The sequence below is a fragment of the Pyxidicoccus sp. M6 genome (assembly GCF_055568925.1).
Map to the genome: position 1 here is coordinate 11307906 of NZ_CM145714.1, position 15338 is coordinate 11323243.

Here is a 15338-nt window from a genome sequence, read left to right on the forward strand (position 1 = left end):
CACGGGCCCGGGGCGCTTCGAGCGACCGGGCCCGTGGTGTTTCAGCCCACCGTCACCTTGCGTACACCGCGCGCCTCCAGCAGCGCCGGCAGGCGCTCACGCTGGTCACCCTGGAGCACCAGCGCGTCGCCCTCCACCACGCCGCCACAGCCCAGCGAGTTCTTCAGCGCCTTGAGCCACACCTCGCGCTGGGGCGCGGGCAGTTCCAGGTGCTCCACCACCGTCACTTCCTTGCCGCCGCGCCCCTTGCGCTCCATGCGCACCACGGCGCGCGCGGGGCCCTTCGGCTCGGGCTTCGCGGACGGCGGTGCCACGGGCGCGGCGGGCGCCTGCGGCAGCACCTCACGCTTCGCGGCCAGCGCGGCGAACGGGTTGTTGAACGGCGCCGCCGGAGCGGCCGGCGCCTCGTCCTTCTTGTCGCGCTTGCCCATGGCGTGGACCTCGCGTCCCGTCAGTGGTTGTGGCCCGCGTGGTCCTCGCTCATGGCCGACACGGGGCGCGGCGGCGGGAGCACGCTGAAGGCGGGGGCGCTCGGGTTGCCGTCCGCCATCACCAGCGCGTACAGCAGCGGCGCCGACGGCAGCGTCTCACGCCCGTTCACCACCACCAACGGCGTACCGTTGATGTGGTGCTTCAGGGCATAGGCGGAGTCCTCATGGAGCTTCGCCGCCGTGGCCGGGCTGTTCATGCACGCGTCGAGCTGCATGCGGGACACCGAGCCGGAAGACGCAATCTCCAGCACGCGCTCCGTGTCGAGGATGGCCTGCGCGGCGAACATCTTCTCACGCAGCTTCCAGTAGTCCTGCGCGCCCTCCAGGCAGATTTGAGCCTTGGCCGCGACGCAGCGCACGCTGGGCGCGTCCGGGCCTCGGCGGGGCAGCGCCGGGTTGCACGTGCCGTCCAGCGGGAACTGGCGGGCCTCCAGCGACATCTTCCCCTCGGGCACGCGCTGCTTCAGCACCGCCAGCTCCTCCACCAGCGCCTTGCAGTGGGGGCACTTGGGGTCCGTCCACTCGACAATCTTCACCGGCGCGTTCGGCGGGCCGTACAGGTTGCGCGCGGGCGCGGCGGCGGGCTGCGGCGGGCTGGCGCGGTACCGCGCGAGCCCGTCCGCGATGAACTGCTTCTGGTCCGCGCTCAAGCTCTTGAGGAAGTCCTCCAGCGACGCGGGCGGCACGCTGGCCTGCGGCGAGCCGTCAGCGTCCTTGCTGGTGCTGGCGACGGGCGCCGGCGGCAGCAGGCTGGCGATGGTGTCGGAAGCCCTCGGCGTGGCGCGCCCGGGCAGGAGCAGCGCGAGGAAGGCCGCGACGCAGACGCCCACCGTCCACTGCAGCGTGGCGCCCCACTCACCGGAGGCCGGCGCCAGCGGGCCGGGCAGCCCGCGCCAGGCCACGCCCACGAAGGCCGCCACCAGCACGTAGGTGCCCAGGCACGTGGGGCACACCACGCCCGCACTGAAGCTGACCGCGGCGAAGACGGGCACGGACACCCCACCCGCGAGCGCCAACAGCCGCAGTCCGTTGGCCGCGGGACGCACGTTGCGGCCCGCGCGGGCCCACGCGAGGTACAGCGCGGACAGGCCCACCGCGGCGAGGCCCCACACGAGGCCCAGGCCGGCCACGGGGATGCCGAGCACCTCGTGAACGCGGCTGGCGAAGGCGGAGTTCCACACCGTCTCGCAGTTCACCGTCTCGGAGATGCCGCACACGGTGGAGCCGCCCTCACGCAGGGTGAGCAGCTGCATCCACTGGAAGATGGCGAGCCCGCTCTCGGCGAGGCCCAGCACCAGCAACGCCAGTGCGCCGCGGACGGGAGCCGTGGGAGAGGGGGCCTTGGAGGAGGACTTCGGGCTCATGCGTGCTCCGGGGGCGGGGTCATCAGAACGAGGAGTCGGGCGGGTTCCGGGCCGTCGTTGACGACGCCGTGCTCGGAGCCCGCGGGAGCGAAGATGGAGGCGCCAGGGCCGTGCACTTCCTCCTCGGCGCCGACGCGGAAGCGGCAGCGCCCTTCCAACACGACGTACACCTTGTCGGAGGTGGCATGGCGGTGCGGCTTCTGGGCCTGCCCGGGCGCGACGCAGTAGACGTCGAGGAAGAAGCGCCCGGACTGGAAGAGGTTGTGCTTCTGGAGCTTCTCCGGAGAGAAACCCTGGAAGGTGGACAGGTGCTTCACATCCATCGTGGCATTCGCTCCTTCGCCTCTATATAGCGACGGACATGGAACCGCTGTCTCTGCATTTTCTTCACGAGGCGACGGGCGCCCGCTTCATGGACGTGGGCGGCCGTGAGGCCGTGGCCGGGTATGGAAACGGGGAGGGAGAGTACCGGGCGGCACACGAGGCCGTCGCGCTCCACGACGCCTCCTACCGCGAAATCCTCCGGATAACGGGGGAGGACCGCGCCACCTTCCTGCACGGCATGGTCACACAGGAAGTGAAGAACCTGCCCGTGGGCTCGGCGGCCTACGCGGCCATGGTGAACGCCAAGGGCGCCATGGTGGCGGACGCCCGCATCCTCAAGCGGGAGGCGGACCTGCTCCTGGACCTGGAGCCCGGCACGGGCACCAAGGTGCGGGAGTTCCTGGACAAATACCTCATCTCCGAGGACGCGGAGCTGCACGACGCGACGGGGGAATGGGCCCTCCTCCGGCTGCTCGGGCCCCGCTCGGCCGGGGTGCTGGCCGCCGCCCTGGGCGGCCCCTTCGAGCCGCTCGCCCACCAGGCCACCCGCGCGGCCTCGCTCGGCGGGCAGGGCGTCATCCTGGTGGGAAACACGGCGCTGGAGCCCCATGGCGTGGACGTGTGGGTGCCGCGCGCCGGGCTGGAGCCGGTGTGGCGTGCGCTGACGGCGGCCGGGGCCTCGCATGGGCTGAAGCCCCTGGGCTTCGAGGTGCTGGAGTTGCTGCGCGTGGAGGCCGGGGTGCCCCGGTACGGGCAGGACATGGTGGACACCACCATTCCCCTGGAGGCGAACCTCGCGAACGCCATCTCCTACAACAAGGGCTGCTACATCGGGCAGGAGGTCATCGCCCGCGCCACCTTCCGTGGACACATGAACCGGAAGCTGACGGGCCTGCTGTTGGGGGACGCGGACGTGGCGCCGGGCACGGAGCTGCGGCGCGGGGAGAAGAAGGTGGGCTGGCTCACCAGCGTGGTGCGCTCGCCGGTGAAGGGGCAGCGGGTGGCGCTGGGGTACGTGCACCGCGACTCGCTGGAGCCGGGCACGGAGCTGACGCTGGCGGACGGCACTGGCACCGTGAAGGTGGCCGCCCTGCCCTTCACCTCCGCCTGAGCGCGGCTGACGCGGGCGGGGACCCATGGCGCGTGGAGCGTCCACTCGGGCACAGTAGGTGCCATGTCTCCACGCTCCACACCCCGTCCGCCCTGGTTGCTCGCCACGCTGGCGCTGCTCACGCTGACCGGCTGCTTCGACCTCGTGCAGGAGGTGTGGATCAACCCGGATGGCTCCGCGCGCGTGGTGCTGGACCTCGGCATTCCCAAGTCGCTGCTGGCCCTGGGCGGCAAGCTCGACGGGAAGGACCTGATGAAACAGGTCTACGAGGAGCAGGAGGCCGCGAAGGCGACGCTGGCCAAGGACCCCAACGTCGAGAAGCTGGAACAGCGGACCTACGAAGAGGGCGACCGCGTCCACGTCGTGCATGACCTGACGGTGCGCGACGCGACGAAGCTTCCGGAGCTGTACCGGAAGCTCGCGGACGACTCCTCTCGCGAGCGGCAGCGCGGCGCGGGCAACTGGGATTTCCGCATCGAGCGCAACGGCGGCGACTACGTCTTCACGCAGCGCTTCGTCCCGGACAAGGCGGCCCTTCCCGCGGATGGCGGCGACCCGGGCGAACAGGCGGCGAAGGAGCTCGCGAAGGGAATGGCGAGGGCCCTCCTCGTGAACAACACCGTCACGCTGCGCGTCCACGGGCCGGGCATCGGCGAGACGAACGGCACGGTGAACGAGAAGAAGGACACCGTGGAGTGGAAGCTGCCCCTGTCGGAGCTGGTGGACGCACCGGCCGAGGGACGCGAGTTCCGCGCGGTGGTGCACGGTGGCGAGCCACTGTGGCTGTGGCCCGTCGTCATCGGCGTGCCGCTGCTGGTGCTGGGGCTGGCCATCAACGCCGCCCGGAGGAAGCGCAGGGCGGCCGCGTACGGGGGGTGACTCGCGCTCAGCGTGCGCCGAGGAGCATGCCCACCGCTCCTCCGCCCAGCACCAGCCAGGCGGAGTTGACGCGGAAGCGGATGAGCAGCACCGCGGACACGACGGCGAGCCCCACCGTCCACACGTCCACCAGCGCCGCGCGGCCGAGCTGCCACGTCACCACGGCCATCAGCGCCAGCGACGCCACGTTGACGCCGTCGAGGAAGGCCCCGGCCATCCACGAGCGGCGCAGGCGCGGCACCAGCGGACCACTGAGCGCGACGAAGATGAACGCGGGCAGGAAGATGCCCACCGTGGCCAGCACCGCGCCGGACGGGCCGCCCAGCACGTAGCCGATGAACGTCGCCGTGGTGAAGACGGGGCCCGGCGTCACCTGCCCCACCGCCACCGCGTCCAGGAGCTGTGCCTCCGTGAGCCAGCCGTAGCGCTCCACCAGGTCCGAGCGCAGGAAGGCCAGCAGCACGTAGCCACTGCCGTACAGCACCGAGCCGACCTTGAGGAAGAAGAGGAAGAGGCCGGACAGTGAGAAGGGCACGGCCGAGGCAACGGCACTCACGGGCAGCACGGGCCACAGCGGTAACAGGCCAGACGTGGTGCCAGCACCGCGCCACCGCCGCTCACTCGCGCGCCACAGCAGCACGGTGAGCCCGGCCAGCAACAACAGCAGCAACTCGGTCACGCCGAGGAAGGCCGCCACCACGGAGGCAACGCCCACGACAGCGGCGAGCGGCGTCTTCACCACGGTGCGCAGCAGGCCCCAGAGCGCCTGGAGCACCACCGCGATGATGACGGCCTTCACGCCGTACAGCAGCGCGTCCACGCGAGGCAGGCTGCCGAAGCGCGCATAGGCCCACGCAATGGTGCCGACGATGAGGAAGGCCGGAAGGATGAAGCACGTACCGGCCACCACGAGCCCAGGCCAGCCTCCGCGCCGGTGACCGATGTGGATGGCGAGCTCGGTGGAGTTGGGTCCGGGGATGAGGTTGGCGGCGCCGAGCAGGTCCACGAACTCGTCGCGGGTGAGCCACTTGCGGCGGCGCACCACCTCGTCCTCCATCATCGCGATGTGGGCCGCCGGGCCGCCGAACGCGGTGGTGCCCAGCCGGAGGAACAGGAGCGCCAGTTCCTTCAGCGCGGTGGCACGCTCGGGCGCGGAGGCCTCGGTAGCGGAGGACTGAGGTGATGCCATGGCCCGTACCCTACCCGGCGTCACCCGCGCGGGGTGCAACGACTGGGGGACAGGTCAGCGGAAGGCACGCCGCTGAACGCCACGCCCTGAGCGCCATCCACCGCGCGGCGCAGGCGATGTCCGCGGCAAGCCCGGGCCCTCTCTCGCCGTGACGAGAGGGCCCGCTGCCGCGAAGCTCAGCCCGGCTGCGCGTCCGGCTGCTTCTCCGGCTGCGCGGCCTGGAACGCGGGCAGCTCGTTGCACGCCGCCTCGATGCGCAGCAGCGTGGGGAACGGCGCCAGGTCCACTCCGAAGCGCCGCGCCCCGAAGAGCTGCGGCACGAGGAGGATGTCCGCCAGCGACACCGAGTCGCCCACGCAGAAGCGGCCCGCCGTGGACTGCACCGCCGCCTCCAGCGCCTCCAGGCCCCGCGCATTCCAGTGCGCGGCCCAGGCCTTCTCGTCCCCGTGCACCTCGTTCTTGAGCCGCTGCAGGACGGACGTGTTCTGCAGGGGCTGGATACCGGAGTTCACCATCTCCGCCAGCATGCGCGCCTTCGCCGTGAGGAAGAGGTCCTTCGGCAGGAAGGGCGGCGCCGGGTGCCGCGCATCCAGGTACTCCAGGATGGGCAGCGACTGGGACAACCGGCGCACGGTACCGTCGTCCTCGGTCCACTCCAGCGTGGGCACCGTGCGCATGGGGTTGATGGCGCGGTACTCGGCCGAGTGCTGCTGCCCGCCATCTTTCAGCAGGTGCACCGCGACGTACTCGTACTTCAGCCCCTTGAGGTTCAGGCCGATGCGCACGCGCCACGCGGAGGACGAGCGCCAGTAGCCGTAGAGGCGCGGGTTCCTCACGGCACCTTCCTCACCGTCTGGGAGATTCGGCCGAACACGCTGTTGCCCTCGCCGTCGAACATCTCGATGTCGATGGTGTCGCCCGGCTTCATGAAGGGCGTCTTCGGCTTGCCCTCCTCAATCGTCTCAATCATCCGGCGCTCGGCGAGGCAGGAGATGCCACGCGCGCGGTCCGCGTTGGACACGGTGCCGCTGCCGAGGATGGTGCCCGCCGTGTAGCTGCGCGTCTTGCAGAGGTGCTGGATGAGGTCGAAGAAGGAGAAGTGCATCTCCGGGCCCGCATCCGTGTCACCCACCTGCGTGCCGTTGAGGATGGACTTCAGGCGCAGGTGGATGCGGCCGTCGTGCCACGCGGCGCCCAGCTCGTCCGGCGTCACCGCGAAGGGGCTGAAGGCGGTGGCGGGCTTGCTCTGGAAGAAGCCGAAGCCCTTGGCCAGCTCGTCGGGGATGAGGTTCCGCAGCGAGACGTCGTTGGCCAGCATCAGCAGCTTGACGTGCTTCTCCGCGTCGGCGGCCTTCGTGCCCTGCGGCGTGTCACCGAGGATGGCGCAGACCTCGCCCTCGAAATCCAGGCCCCACGCCTCGTCGGCCAGCGGGATGTCCGCCGTGGGCGCGAGGAAGTCGCCGGAGCCGCCCTGGTACACGAGCGGGTCCGTCTTCAGCGTGGGCGGCGGCTCGGCGTTGCGGGCCTTGCGCACGAGGATGACGTGGTTGAGGTAGGCGCTGCCGTCCACCCACTCGTAGGCGCGAGGCAGCGGAGCGTGGAGGGCGCGCATGTCGAGCGGCCGGCTCTGCACCGTGCCGGCCTCGAGCTGCGCGGCCAGCGCGCGGAGCTGCGGCTCCTTCGCGTCCCAATCGTCCAGCGCGGCCTGCAGCGTCAGGGCCACGTTGGTGGCCAGGGCATAGGCCGTGTTGTCCCGCTTGACGACGATGAGCCGGCCGTCACGGGTTCCGTCCTTCAGCGTCGCGAGCTTCAATCCCGGGCTCCCCGGCGGCCCATTGGGGGAACGAAGGGGCCGCCATCCATGTGGCCCGGCTTTTCCGCCGGGGGGCCAGGGGTGTCAAGCGTGACGATTCGCCCGACACACAACCACTAAGGGATTACCAGCAGGACGAACGGGCCGGCAGGCGCGCGTAGAAATTGGCGCCCGAGTTGCTGTCCCACTCGCCGTTGGCCGTCGCGGCCACGTAGACGTCCCACGCGTTCTCGTTGCCGTACTGGTCCCAGCCGTACAGGAAGATGTGGTTCTCCAAGGCGGAGGGCTGCTCGCAGACCCACACGCCTTCCTGGCCGCCCGCGGCGAAGTGCGCGTTGCACAGCGGGATGTTCATGTAGCGGAAGCACTTGGTGCAGTTGCGCTGGCCCGCGTTCAGATAGATGTACGCGTCGCTGTTGGTGCCCGCGCTGGCGCGCAGCGTCGCGTACTGGCCGTTGAGCTTCACGAAGATGCTGATCTGGTCGTCCCGGTACTTCGAGCGCAGATATCCCCGGTACGACACCGTCAGCGTGGCGAAGCGGCCCGGCAGCTTCGAGGTGTGGCGGATGACCTGGAAGGGCCCCGTCGTCTGCGAGTCATTCACATTGCAGACCGGGTAGTCCGGCGGGTAGTCGGAGGCCGAGGCCGGAGCGGAGTTGAGCAGCAGCGCGAGCGAGAGCGCCGCGGCCAGCGTGTTCAGCAGCTTCATGGGGTGTGTCCTCTGTGATGTGGCCCGGTGGATGGGTGGGAGGCGCGGCCGGCTCCGGGCAGGCCTCACCGCGCCCTTGGCCCCCGCGCCCTCGTACCATGCTCGCTCGCGCGAAGTCGCCGCTCGGTTGACCGGACTCTTGCGGAAGGCGCGGAGCAACGCGCGCGGTGCAAGCACCGCCGGAGCCTACGCCCGCGGACCTCGCGCACCACCAGTGCCTGGGCGTCACGGTGCTCGACGCGCACGCCTGCGAGGAGCGCCCCATCCACGCGCTGCATCCTCCCAGCCGTCACCTGCCCTCCCGGGTGCGCGTGTTCCTCGACTTCGTGAAGACACTCTTCTCCGACTCCGGGGCAGCGCGGCCTTGAAGCAGCCAGGCGTGGCGGGGCCGCGTCCTCCCGCATGGGCACCGAGCGGCCGCCATCCGGCCAGCCGAGCCAGTGGGAAGCGGAGCATGTACGACTGTTGATGTCCCAGGCAGCGCACGGAGGGCGTGCGCCTGCCTCCCCCTTGGCACCGTCCATTCCGGCACCCAAGGTTGATGGAGGGACGCACGGCCGACCGTATCGCAGGGGCGATTCGATTGGGGGCGAGGGCACTGAATGGCTGAGGGCTTCCAATACGCCGGCGCCGCTCCCGGAGAGCCGCAGCCCGGGAGACGTCTGGGGAACCACTTCGAGCTGGTCCAGCGTCTGAAGACCGGCCGCGGCATCTCCACGTGGGTGGGCAACGACTTACGGACCGGTGAGCGCGTTGTCATCAAGCTGACCTCCGCCGCGGCGGTGGCTCCGGCGGCCCGGCACCGGCTGGAGCACGAGGCGTCCGTCCTCTCGCGCCTGGATTCGCCCGCCATCATCCCCGTGCGCCACCTGGGCACCTCCGGTGAGCTGCTCTACCTCGTGACCCCCTGGCTGGCGGGCGACACGCTGGAGGAGCGCCTTTCCGCGGGGCCCCTCTCCATGCTGGAGGCCATCACCCTGGGGTGCAGCATCCTCACCGCGCTCGCGGAGGCCCATCGCCACGGCGTCCTCCACCGCGACGTGAAGCCCTCCAACATCCTCGTCTCCGGCGTGCCGCTCGAGCACGCCACGCTGGTGGACTTCGGCCTGTCCCGCAGCGAGCGGCTGGACCCGTCCCTGCGGGATTTGCCCGTGGGCACCGCGCGCTACCTGTCGCCGGAGCAGGCCGGGCTCCTCAACCGCCCCGTGGAGGCCACGTCGGATTTGTACTCGGTGGGCATCGTCCTCTTCGAGGCGCTCTCCGGCCGGCCCGCCTTCGACGGCACCTCCGTGGGCGAGGTGCTGCGCCAGCATCTGGCCACGCGGCCCCGGCTGCGCTCGGTGGGCGTGGAGGTGCCGCGCGCATTGGAGGAGCTCATCTCGCGCCTCCTGCAGACGGACCCGCCGGACCGCTACCAGTCCGCCGAGTCCGCGCTGGCGGACCTGAAGGACATCGAGGAGGCGCTCGCGCACGGACAGGCGGAGCCGGAGCTCATCACCGGCGCGCACGACCAGCGCCGCAGCCTCACCGAGCCGTCCTTCGTGGGCCGCCAGGAGGAGGTGGCCACGCTGGAGCGCGAGCTGGAGCGCACGCGCATCGACCCCGGCCGCCTCGCGGTGGTGGAGGGCGAGTCCGGCGGCGGCAAGAGCCGGCTCCTGGAGGAGTTCTCCGCCCGCGCCCAGCAGCACCGCGCGTGGGTGCTGCACGGACAGGCGCTGGACCAGGCCGCGCAGCGCCCCTTCCAGCTCTTCGCCGGCGTGGCCGCGGGCATCACCACCGCCATGAAGGAGCGGCCCGCCCTGGCGCAGTTGCTCCGCGAGCGGCTGGCGGGGCAGGAGGCCGGCCTGTGCACGGTGCTGCCGCAACTGGAGCCCGTGCTGTGCCCCGTGCCACACAGCAACACGCAGGGCCTGGGGCCGGAGTCGCTGGGGGAGAGCCGCAGCATCTGGGCGCTCACCGCGCTCCTGGGCGCGCTGGGCACGGAGGACGAGCCCACCGTGGTGATTCTGGACGACGCCCAGTGGGCGGACGAGCTGACGCTGCGCGCGCTGGAGGGCTGGTCGCTCGCGCGCCGCCAGGCCCGGGGCCGGGTGCTCGTCGTCGTCTCCTTCCGCAGCGAGGACATCTCTCCCACGCACGTGCTGCGGCGGCTCGCCCCCACCGCGCACCTCCGGCTGTCCGCCTTCGGCCCCGCGGACGTGACGCGGCTGGCGGAGTCCATGGCCGGCGCGCTGCCCTCCGAGGCCACCGATTTGGTGACGCGCCTGTCCGAGGGAAACCCCTTCATGGCCAGCGCCGTGCTGCACGGCCTCGTCGAGGACGGCGTGCTGGTGCCCGGGCCGGAGGGCTGGGAGGTGCAGCCGGAGGCCCTGGCGCACGCGCGCTCCTCGCGGCAGGCGGCCACCTTCCTCGTGCGGCGCCTGCGGCTTCTGCCCCCGGACGCGCTGCGCCTCATGTCGGTGGGCGCGGTGCTGGGCAAGTCCTTCGACCTGGGGCGCATGGCGGAGCTGGCCGGCACCACGCCCGCGAACGTGGTGCGCGCGCTGGACGAGCCGCGCCGCCGGCACATGCTGTGGGCGGACGGCTCGCGCTACACCTTCGTGCACGACAAGCTGCGCGAGGTGCTGCTCGACATGCTCACGCCGCAGGAGCGCCGCGAGCTGCACCGGCTGGCGGCGCGCGCCGCCGCGAAGAGCGTCCCGCAGGACGCCTTCGAGCTCGCGTACCACTTCGACGCCGCGGGCGAGTACGAGCAGGCCCTGCCCTACGCGCTGACTTCCGCGGAGCAGGCCCGCCAGCGCTTCGCCCTGGAGACGTCGGAGCTCAACTACCGCATCGCCGAGCGCGGCGCGGCCGGGGCCGACCAGGGCACGCGCTTCCGCATCGCCGCCGGCCTGGGCAACGTCCTCATGCTGCGCGGCCGCTACGAGGAATCGCGGCAGCAGCTCGAGCGCGCCCAGTCCCTGGCCCGCGACAAGCCGGAGCAGGCCCGCATCCTCGGCCAACTGGGCGAGCTGGCCTTCTACCGGGGGGACTTCGGCCAGGCCAACACGTACCTGGAGCAGAGCCTCAAGCTGCTAGGGCGTTGGGTGCCCCCGCGCGGCCTGCTCACCGGCGCCAGCTCGCTGTGGGAAATCCTCTCGCAGGCGGGCCACACGCTGGCCCCGCGCCTGTTCCTCGCGCGCCGCCCCCTGGAGGAGGGCGAGAACGACATGATGGCCGTGCAGCTCTACAGCCGCCTCGCCTACGGCTACTGGTACCGCCGCGGGCGCATGGCCGTGCTGTGGGCGCACCTGCGTGACTTGAATCTCGCCGAGCGCTACCCGCCCACGCCGGAGCTGGCGCAGGCGTACTCGGCGCACTCGCCCGCGCTCACCACCCTGCCCTGGTTCAGCCGCGCGTACGCGTACGCGGAGAAGTCGCTCGCGCTGCGCCGCCAGCAGGGCGACGTGTGGGGCCAGGGCCAGTCGCTGCACTTCTACGGGCTGGCCTGCTACGCCTCGTCGCGCTTCCGCGACTGCATCGAGAAGTGCCGCGAGGCGGTGCGCCTCCTGGAGCGCACCGGCGACCCGTGGGAGGTGAACAACGCCACCTTCCAGATTGCGATGTCCCTCTACCGGCTGGGCCGCCTGAAGGAAGCGCTGGAGACGAGCCAGCGGCTGCACGCGGCCGCGACGGCGCTGGGGGACCGCTACGCGCAGCGGCTGGGACTGGAGGCCTGGGCCAAGGCCGCCGGCGGGCGCATCCCCAAGTCGCTCCTGGAGAGCGAGCTGACCAACCCGGACCAGCCGGACCCGCAGAGCTACGCGGGCGTCCTCCAGGCCGAGGCCATCCGCCTGCTGCGCGAGGGCGACGCCGCCGCCGCGGTGGAGGTGCTGGAGCGCGCCGAGCGGCTCGTCGAGGCGGCCCACCTGCGTCAGGAGTACGTGGCGCCGATTGCGCCGTGGCTCGCCACCGCGCTGCGCCGGCTCGCCGAGGGGACCTCCAGCCTCCATCCCGCGCGCCGTGAGGCGCTGCTGCGCCGCGCGGACGCCATGGCGAAGCGCGCCCACCACGTGGCGCGCACCTACCGCAACAACCTCCCCCATGCACTGCGCGAGCGGGCCTTGCTGGCCGCCATGCGCGGCCACCCCCGGCGCGCGCGCCGCTTCCTGGAACAGTCGCTGCGGGTGGCGGAGGCGCAGGAGATGCGCCACGAGCGCGCGCTGACGCTGCGGGCACGCGGCGAGCTGGGCGAGGCGCAGGGCTGGCCCGGCGCCTCGGAGGAGCTCGCGGAGGCCACCCGCGAGCTGGAGGCCATGGAGGAGGGCATCGCCCCCGAGAAGGGCGAGCATGAGAATGGCGGCGTGGGCACGCTGTCATTGGTGGACCGCTTCCCGCGCGTGCTGGAGGCCGGCCGCCGCCTGGCCGCCGCCCTGTCGCGCGAGGCCGTCATCGAGGCCGTGCGCCAGTCCATGCTGGAGCTGCTGCGCGCCGAGCACTGCGTGGTGCTGGACCCGCAGGGCCTCCTGCCCGACGACGAGCTCCAGGCCCAGGGCGTCAGCCGCACGGCACTGGCCCGCGCGCTGGAGACAGGCCGCATCGCCGTCATGGGCCAGGGGCTGCCCGGCGGGGTGAGCGAGAGCATGGAGCTCCTCGGCGTGCGCTCTCTCCTATGCGCCCCCATCCAGGTGCGCGGCAAGACGGTGGCCTGCGTGGTGGCGAGCCACCGGCAGGTCGGCGCGCTCTTCGGTGAGACCGAGGAACGACTCGCCGAGTTCGTCGCCGTGCTGGCGGGCGCGGCCCTGGAGAACGCGGAGAACTTCGCCCGCATCGCCGCCCTCTCCGAGGAGCAGGGCCGCCTCTACCGCGCCGAGCAGGAGGCGGTGCGCCGGCGCGACGACTTCCTCTCCATCGCCGCGCATGAACTGAAGACGCCGCTCACCTCATTGCAGCTCCACATCCAGGGGCTCCAGTCCCAGGTGCGTGCGAGCGCGCACAAGCCGCTCGCGCCCGAGAAGCTCGGCGCCAAGCTGGAGTCCGCCTACTCGCAGACGCAGCGGCTGGGGCGGCTCGTCAACGACCTGCTCGACATCTCGCGCATCGCCCAGGGGCAGCTCCACATCAAGCTGGAGGACGTGGACCTGGTGGCGCTGGTGCGCGGGCAGCTCGAGCGTAGCAAGGAGGCGCTGGCCCGGGCCGAGTGCCCCGCGCGCCTGCACACCACCGCGCCCGCCATGGTGGGCCGCTGGGACGCCATGCGGCTGGAGCAGGTGGTGGGCAACCTGCTGGCCAACGCCATGAAGTACGGCGCGGGCAAGCCGATTGAGCTGAACCTGGAGGAGAGCGACGGCCTCGTCCGCCTGAAGGTGACGGACCGGGGCATCGGCATCGCCGAGGAGGACCGCGAGCGCATCTTCGAGCGCTTCGAGCGCGCGGTGTCCGTGCGCCACTACGGCGGCTTCGGCCTCGGCCTGTGGATTGTGCGCGAAATCGTCCAGGCGCTGGGCGGCACCATCGACGTGGAGAGCACCCCGGGCCAGGGCTCCACCTTCACCGTCACCCTGCCCCGCTCGGGGCCCGTGCACTGAAACCGAGCGCCGCGCGTCAACGCCGTGTCAGCTCCAGGTAGATGACATTGTCCTGGCTGTCCCGGTACAGGCGCAGGGCGGCGAGCTGGTCCAGCGGCACCTCGCCGAGGAGCGCGCGCATGCCGTCCTCGTCGCGGTAGATGAGCCACCAGTCCATGAAGGCCTCCATGTAGCCCGTCTCCGGCGGGTACATGGCGAAGTTGGCCACCACCACCTTGCCGCCCGAGCGCAGCATGCCGAACAGCAGCCCGGTGAGTCGCGTGGCCACCGCGTCCGAGAGGTAGTCGTACAGGCCCGCCGAGTAGACGAAGTCCATGTCCTGGAACTTCGTCTTGCCGGACAACAGCGCGCGCACCGAGCCGCACACCGGCTTCACCACTTCCGGAGGGTTGTGGTGGGAAATCTCCGCCAGGCTGAGCGGGTCCTGGTCGAAGGCGATGAGCTCGCCCACGCGGTGCTCCTTCACCGCGAGCGATGACTCCGCCTCGCGCAGGTGGCCGCACGCAACCGAGAGGATGCGCGCCTGTCCGGGGACGCGCTCGGCCGTCTCGTCGATGGCCTTCGCCAGCAGCTCCCGCCGCTCGCGCACGCTGAGCGAGCTGGGTTGCTGGTGCATGTACTTGTAGATTTCACGCCCCGCGTGCAGCTCGTCCGCGGCGTGGTCCATGTAGAGGTAGTCGATGAGGACCGCGTCACCGGCGTAGCCGCGAGGCCGCTCGTACGCGCGGCGGGTGAAGGGGCACTGGTGCAGGAAGGGCCGCAGCGGGTGCTTCTTCGCGGTCTCCTTGCAGAAGCGCCGCCACATCTCCGGGCTCCACCGCCGCCGCAGGGTGATGAGGCCCAGGTGGAGCGAGTGCATGTTCTGCCGCAGCACCTCGTCCGGGCCGTTCAGCATCCGCTCGTGGACATTGTCGAGCCACTCCCGCGCTTCCTCGAACGCTTCCCGGAAGGAGTCCTCGGGCACAGGAACGACCAACCGGTTGCGCTCACCGGCGATGAGGTTCGGGGCGGAGGCGCGGGTCGAAGTGGTCTGGGAATCGTGCATCGCCAACACAACGCGGAAGGGGATGGTTTTCACTTCCCTCGGGTACACGTCTCGCCCGCCCCGCATTTCGGGCGGCGGGCCGGGCGCTGCCCTGGCGGCTCACCCGGACCGGGCGTCCGAAGCAGGCCAAGCCTCGCCGCCCCGGGAGATTTCGAGGCCGCGTCCGTCGTCGGGCGCAAGCTCGAGGGGGACGATGCCCCGCGTGCCTACCAGCCCGTGTTGCCGCAGCGTCCGCTCGATGTCCTCCGGCAGGGCGAGCACCGGACGCACGGTGAAGTTGGTCACGAATGCCAGCTCGTCCAGGGCAGGCAGGTTCCCCGGCTGGTCCGTGGCCACGTACAGGATGCCCCGCGAGCCCTGGCGTTCCACGCGCAGTGGGCACACCCGCCACCGCGTCAGCATGGCCGCCGGCACGCTGTGCACCACGGCGGCCGGCACCTTCGCCATCTGCTCGCCCCGGACGAAGGGCACCTTGAGCTGGCTGGACAGCGCTCGCTGCACCTGCTCCGGCGTGAGCAGCCGCATCTGGACGAAGGCCTCGCCCAGCCGGCAGTGCCACCGCTCGTGGTACGCCAGCGCCGCCTCCAACTGCTCCCGCGTCACCAGTCCCAGGTGAAGCAGCAGCTCCCCCAATCGCATGCGCCGCATGCGCCACCCCCACGGCTTGCCACGCCTCGTGGGAAATGCGTACGCCGTGCCATGGCGCGCCCCAGTGCTTCCGCGCGCTTGCACCGCGCGCTCGCAGCCGAGGTGAAACCTTTTCCACCCGCAGGCTTTCGGAATGACAGTCCGGCCGCCGGGGCGCGAAGGGGGGTGTTGAGAATCTCGCCTTGCGTGGAGCGC

13 protein-coding genes are annotated in these 15338 nt (G+C 71.5%); 4 read left to right on the forward strand and 9 right to left on the reverse strand.

Annotated features, from left to right (window positions below):
- Nucleotides 1–41 precede the first annotated feature (41 nt).
- Genes ACVTJA_RS44370 through ACVTJA_RS44380 form a run of 3 tightly spaced genes read right to left on the reverse strand, consistent with a single transcriptional unit; the run spans nt 42 to nt 2178 of the window.
- Entirely contained in the window at nt 42–431 is a 390-nt protein-coding gene (locus ACVTJA_RS44370; protein ID WP_465829839.1) for a translation initiation factor, read from the reverse strand.
- Between the two features lie 20 nt (nt 432–451).
- Nucleotides 452–1855 (reverse strand): vitamin K epoxide reductase/DsbA family protein, encoded by a 1404-nt coding sequence (locus ACVTJA_RS44375; RefSeq protein ID WP_465829840.1) that lies wholly within the window; start codon nt 1853–1855, stop codon nt 452–454.
- The gene (locus ACVTJA_RS44380) at nt 1852–2178 is read right to left on the reverse strand and encodes a cupin domain-containing protein (protein ID WP_206724673.1); all 327 of its coding nucleotides are present in this window, start codon (nt 2176–2178) and stop codon (nt 1852–1854) included. The genes ACVTJA_RS44375 and ACVTJA_RS44380 overlap by 4 nt, the downstream gene beginning before the upstream one ends.
- Before the next feature lie 38 nt (nt 2179–2216).
- Between ACVTJA_RS44380 and ygfZ the strand changes: the two genes are divergently transcribed.
- Entirely contained in the window at nt 2217–3290 is a 1074-nt protein-coding gene (gene ygfZ, locus ACVTJA_RS44385; RefSeq protein WP_465829843.1) for a CAF17-like 4Fe-4S cluster assembly/insertion protein YgfZ, read from the forward strand.
- A gap of 63 nt (nt 3291–3353) precedes the next feature.
- Nucleotides 3354–4169 carry a hypothetical protein gene (locus ACVTJA_RS44390; RefSeq protein WP_465829845.1) on the forward strand — a complete coding sequence of 272 codons (816 nt, stop codon included), beginning with the start codon at nt 3354–3356 and terminating at the stop codon, nt 4167–4169.
- 7 nt (nt 4170–4176) lie between these two features.
- Here the strand turns inward: ACVTJA_RS44390 and chrA are convergent, their stop codons facing one another.
- The 4 genes from chrA to ACVTJA_RS44410 form a co-directional block, all read right to left on the reverse strand.
- A complete protein-coding gene (gene chrA, locus ACVTJA_RS44395; RefSeq protein ID WP_465829846.1) occupies nt 4177–5358 on the reverse strand; it encodes a chromate efflux transporter in 1182 nt (393 codons plus the stop codon).
- A 176-nt stretch (nt 5359–5534) separates the two neighbouring features.
- Complete coding sequence (gene maiA, locus ACVTJA_RS44400; RefSeq protein ID WP_465829848.1) at nt 5535–6194, reverse strand: maleylacetoacetate isomerase; 660 nt, start codon at nt 6192–6194, stop codon at nt 5535–5537.
- Nucleotides 6191–7171 carry a fumarylacetoacetate hydrolase family protein gene (locus ACVTJA_RS44405; protein WP_465829850.1) on the reverse strand — a complete coding sequence of 327 codons (981 nt, stop codon included), beginning with the start codon at nt 7169–7171 and terminating at the stop codon, nt 6191–6193. The genes maiA and ACVTJA_RS44405 overlap by 4 nt, the downstream gene beginning before the upstream one ends.
- Nucleotides 7172–7295: 124 nt before the next feature.
- Nucleotides 7296–7880, reverse strand: a complete 585-nt coding sequence (locus ACVTJA_RS44410) for a hypothetical protein (protein WP_465829852.1) — start codon at nt 7878–7880, stop codon at nt 7296–7298.
- Between the two features lie 167 nt (nt 7881–8047).
- On the opposite strand from ACVTJA_RS44410, the gene ACVTJA_RS44415 reads away from it, so the two are divergent.
- Both ACVTJA_RS44415 and ACVTJA_RS44420 read left to right on the forward strand, forming a co-directional pair.
- A complete protein-coding gene (locus ACVTJA_RS44415; protein WP_465829854.1) occupies nt 8048–8248 on the forward strand; it encodes a hypothetical protein in 201 nt (66 codons plus the stop codon).
- Between the two features lie 234 nt (nt 8249–8482).
- Nucleotides 8483–13450 carry a GAF domain-containing sensor histidine kinase gene (locus ACVTJA_RS44420; protein WP_465829856.1) on the forward strand — a complete coding sequence of 1656 codons (4968 nt, stop codon included), beginning with the start codon at nt 8483–8485 and terminating at the stop codon, nt 13448–13450.
- Between the two features lie 16 nt (nt 13451–13466).
- Here the strand turns inward: ACVTJA_RS44420 and ACVTJA_RS44425 are convergent, their stop codons facing one another.
- On the reverse strand, nt 13467–14495 hold the full coding sequence (locus ACVTJA_RS44425) for a class I SAM-dependent methyltransferase (RefSeq protein WP_465829858.1): 1029 nt from the start codon (nt 14493–14495) through the stop codon (nt 13467–13469).
- A gap of 99 nt (nt 14496–14594) precedes the next feature.
- Nucleotides 14595–15143, reverse strand: a complete 549-nt coding sequence (locus tag ACVTJA_RS44430) for a GspE/PulE/PilB domain-containing protein (protein ID WP_465829860.1) — start codon at nt 15141–15143, stop codon at nt 14595–14597.
- Between the last annotated feature and the right edge of the window lie 195 nt (nt 15144–15338).

Bases quoted from the DNA above. Each gene is read 5' to 3' on its own strand.
- chrA (WP_465829846.1), bottom strand. From the start codon at position 5,358: ATGGCATCACCTCAGTCCTCCGCTACCGAGGCCTCCGCGCCCGAGCGT.
- ACVTJA_RS44430 (WP_465829860.1), bottom strand. From the start codon at position 15,143: ATGCGGCGCATGCGATTGGGGGAGCTGCTGCTTCACCTGGGACTGGTG.
- ACVTJA_RS44380 (WP_206724673.1), bottom strand. From the start codon at position 2,178: ATGGATGTGAAGCACCTGTCCACCTTCCAGGGTTTCTCTCCGGAGAAG.
- ACVTJA_RS44425 (WP_465829858.1), bottom strand. From the start codon at position 14,495: ATGCACGATTCCCAGACCACTTCGACCCGCGCCTCCGCCCCGAACCTC.
- ACVTJA_RS44390 (WP_465829845.1), top strand. From the start codon at position 3,354: ATGTCTCCACGCTCCACACCCCGTCCGCCCTGGTTGCTCGCCACGCTG.
- ygfZ (WP_465829843.1), top strand. From the start codon at position 2,217: ATGGAACCGCTGTCTCTGCATTTTCTTCACGAGGCGACGGGCGCCCGC.
- ACVTJA_RS44370 (WP_465829839.1), bottom strand. From the start codon at position 431: ATGGGCAAGCGCGACAAGAAGGACGAGGCGCCGGCCGCTCCGGCGGCG.
- ACVTJA_RS44420 (WP_465829856.1), top strand. From the start codon at position 8,483: ATGGCTGAGGGCTTCCAATACGCCGGCGCCGCTCCCGGAGAGCCGCAG.
- ACVTJA_RS44410 (WP_465829852.1), bottom strand. From the start codon at position 7,880: ATGAAGCTGCTGAACACGCTGGCCGCGGCGCTCTCGCTCGCGCTGCTG.
- ACVTJA_RS44375 (WP_465829840.1), bottom strand. From the start codon at position 1,855: ATGAGCCCGAAGTCCTCCTCCAAGGCCCCCTCTCCCACGGCTCCCGTC.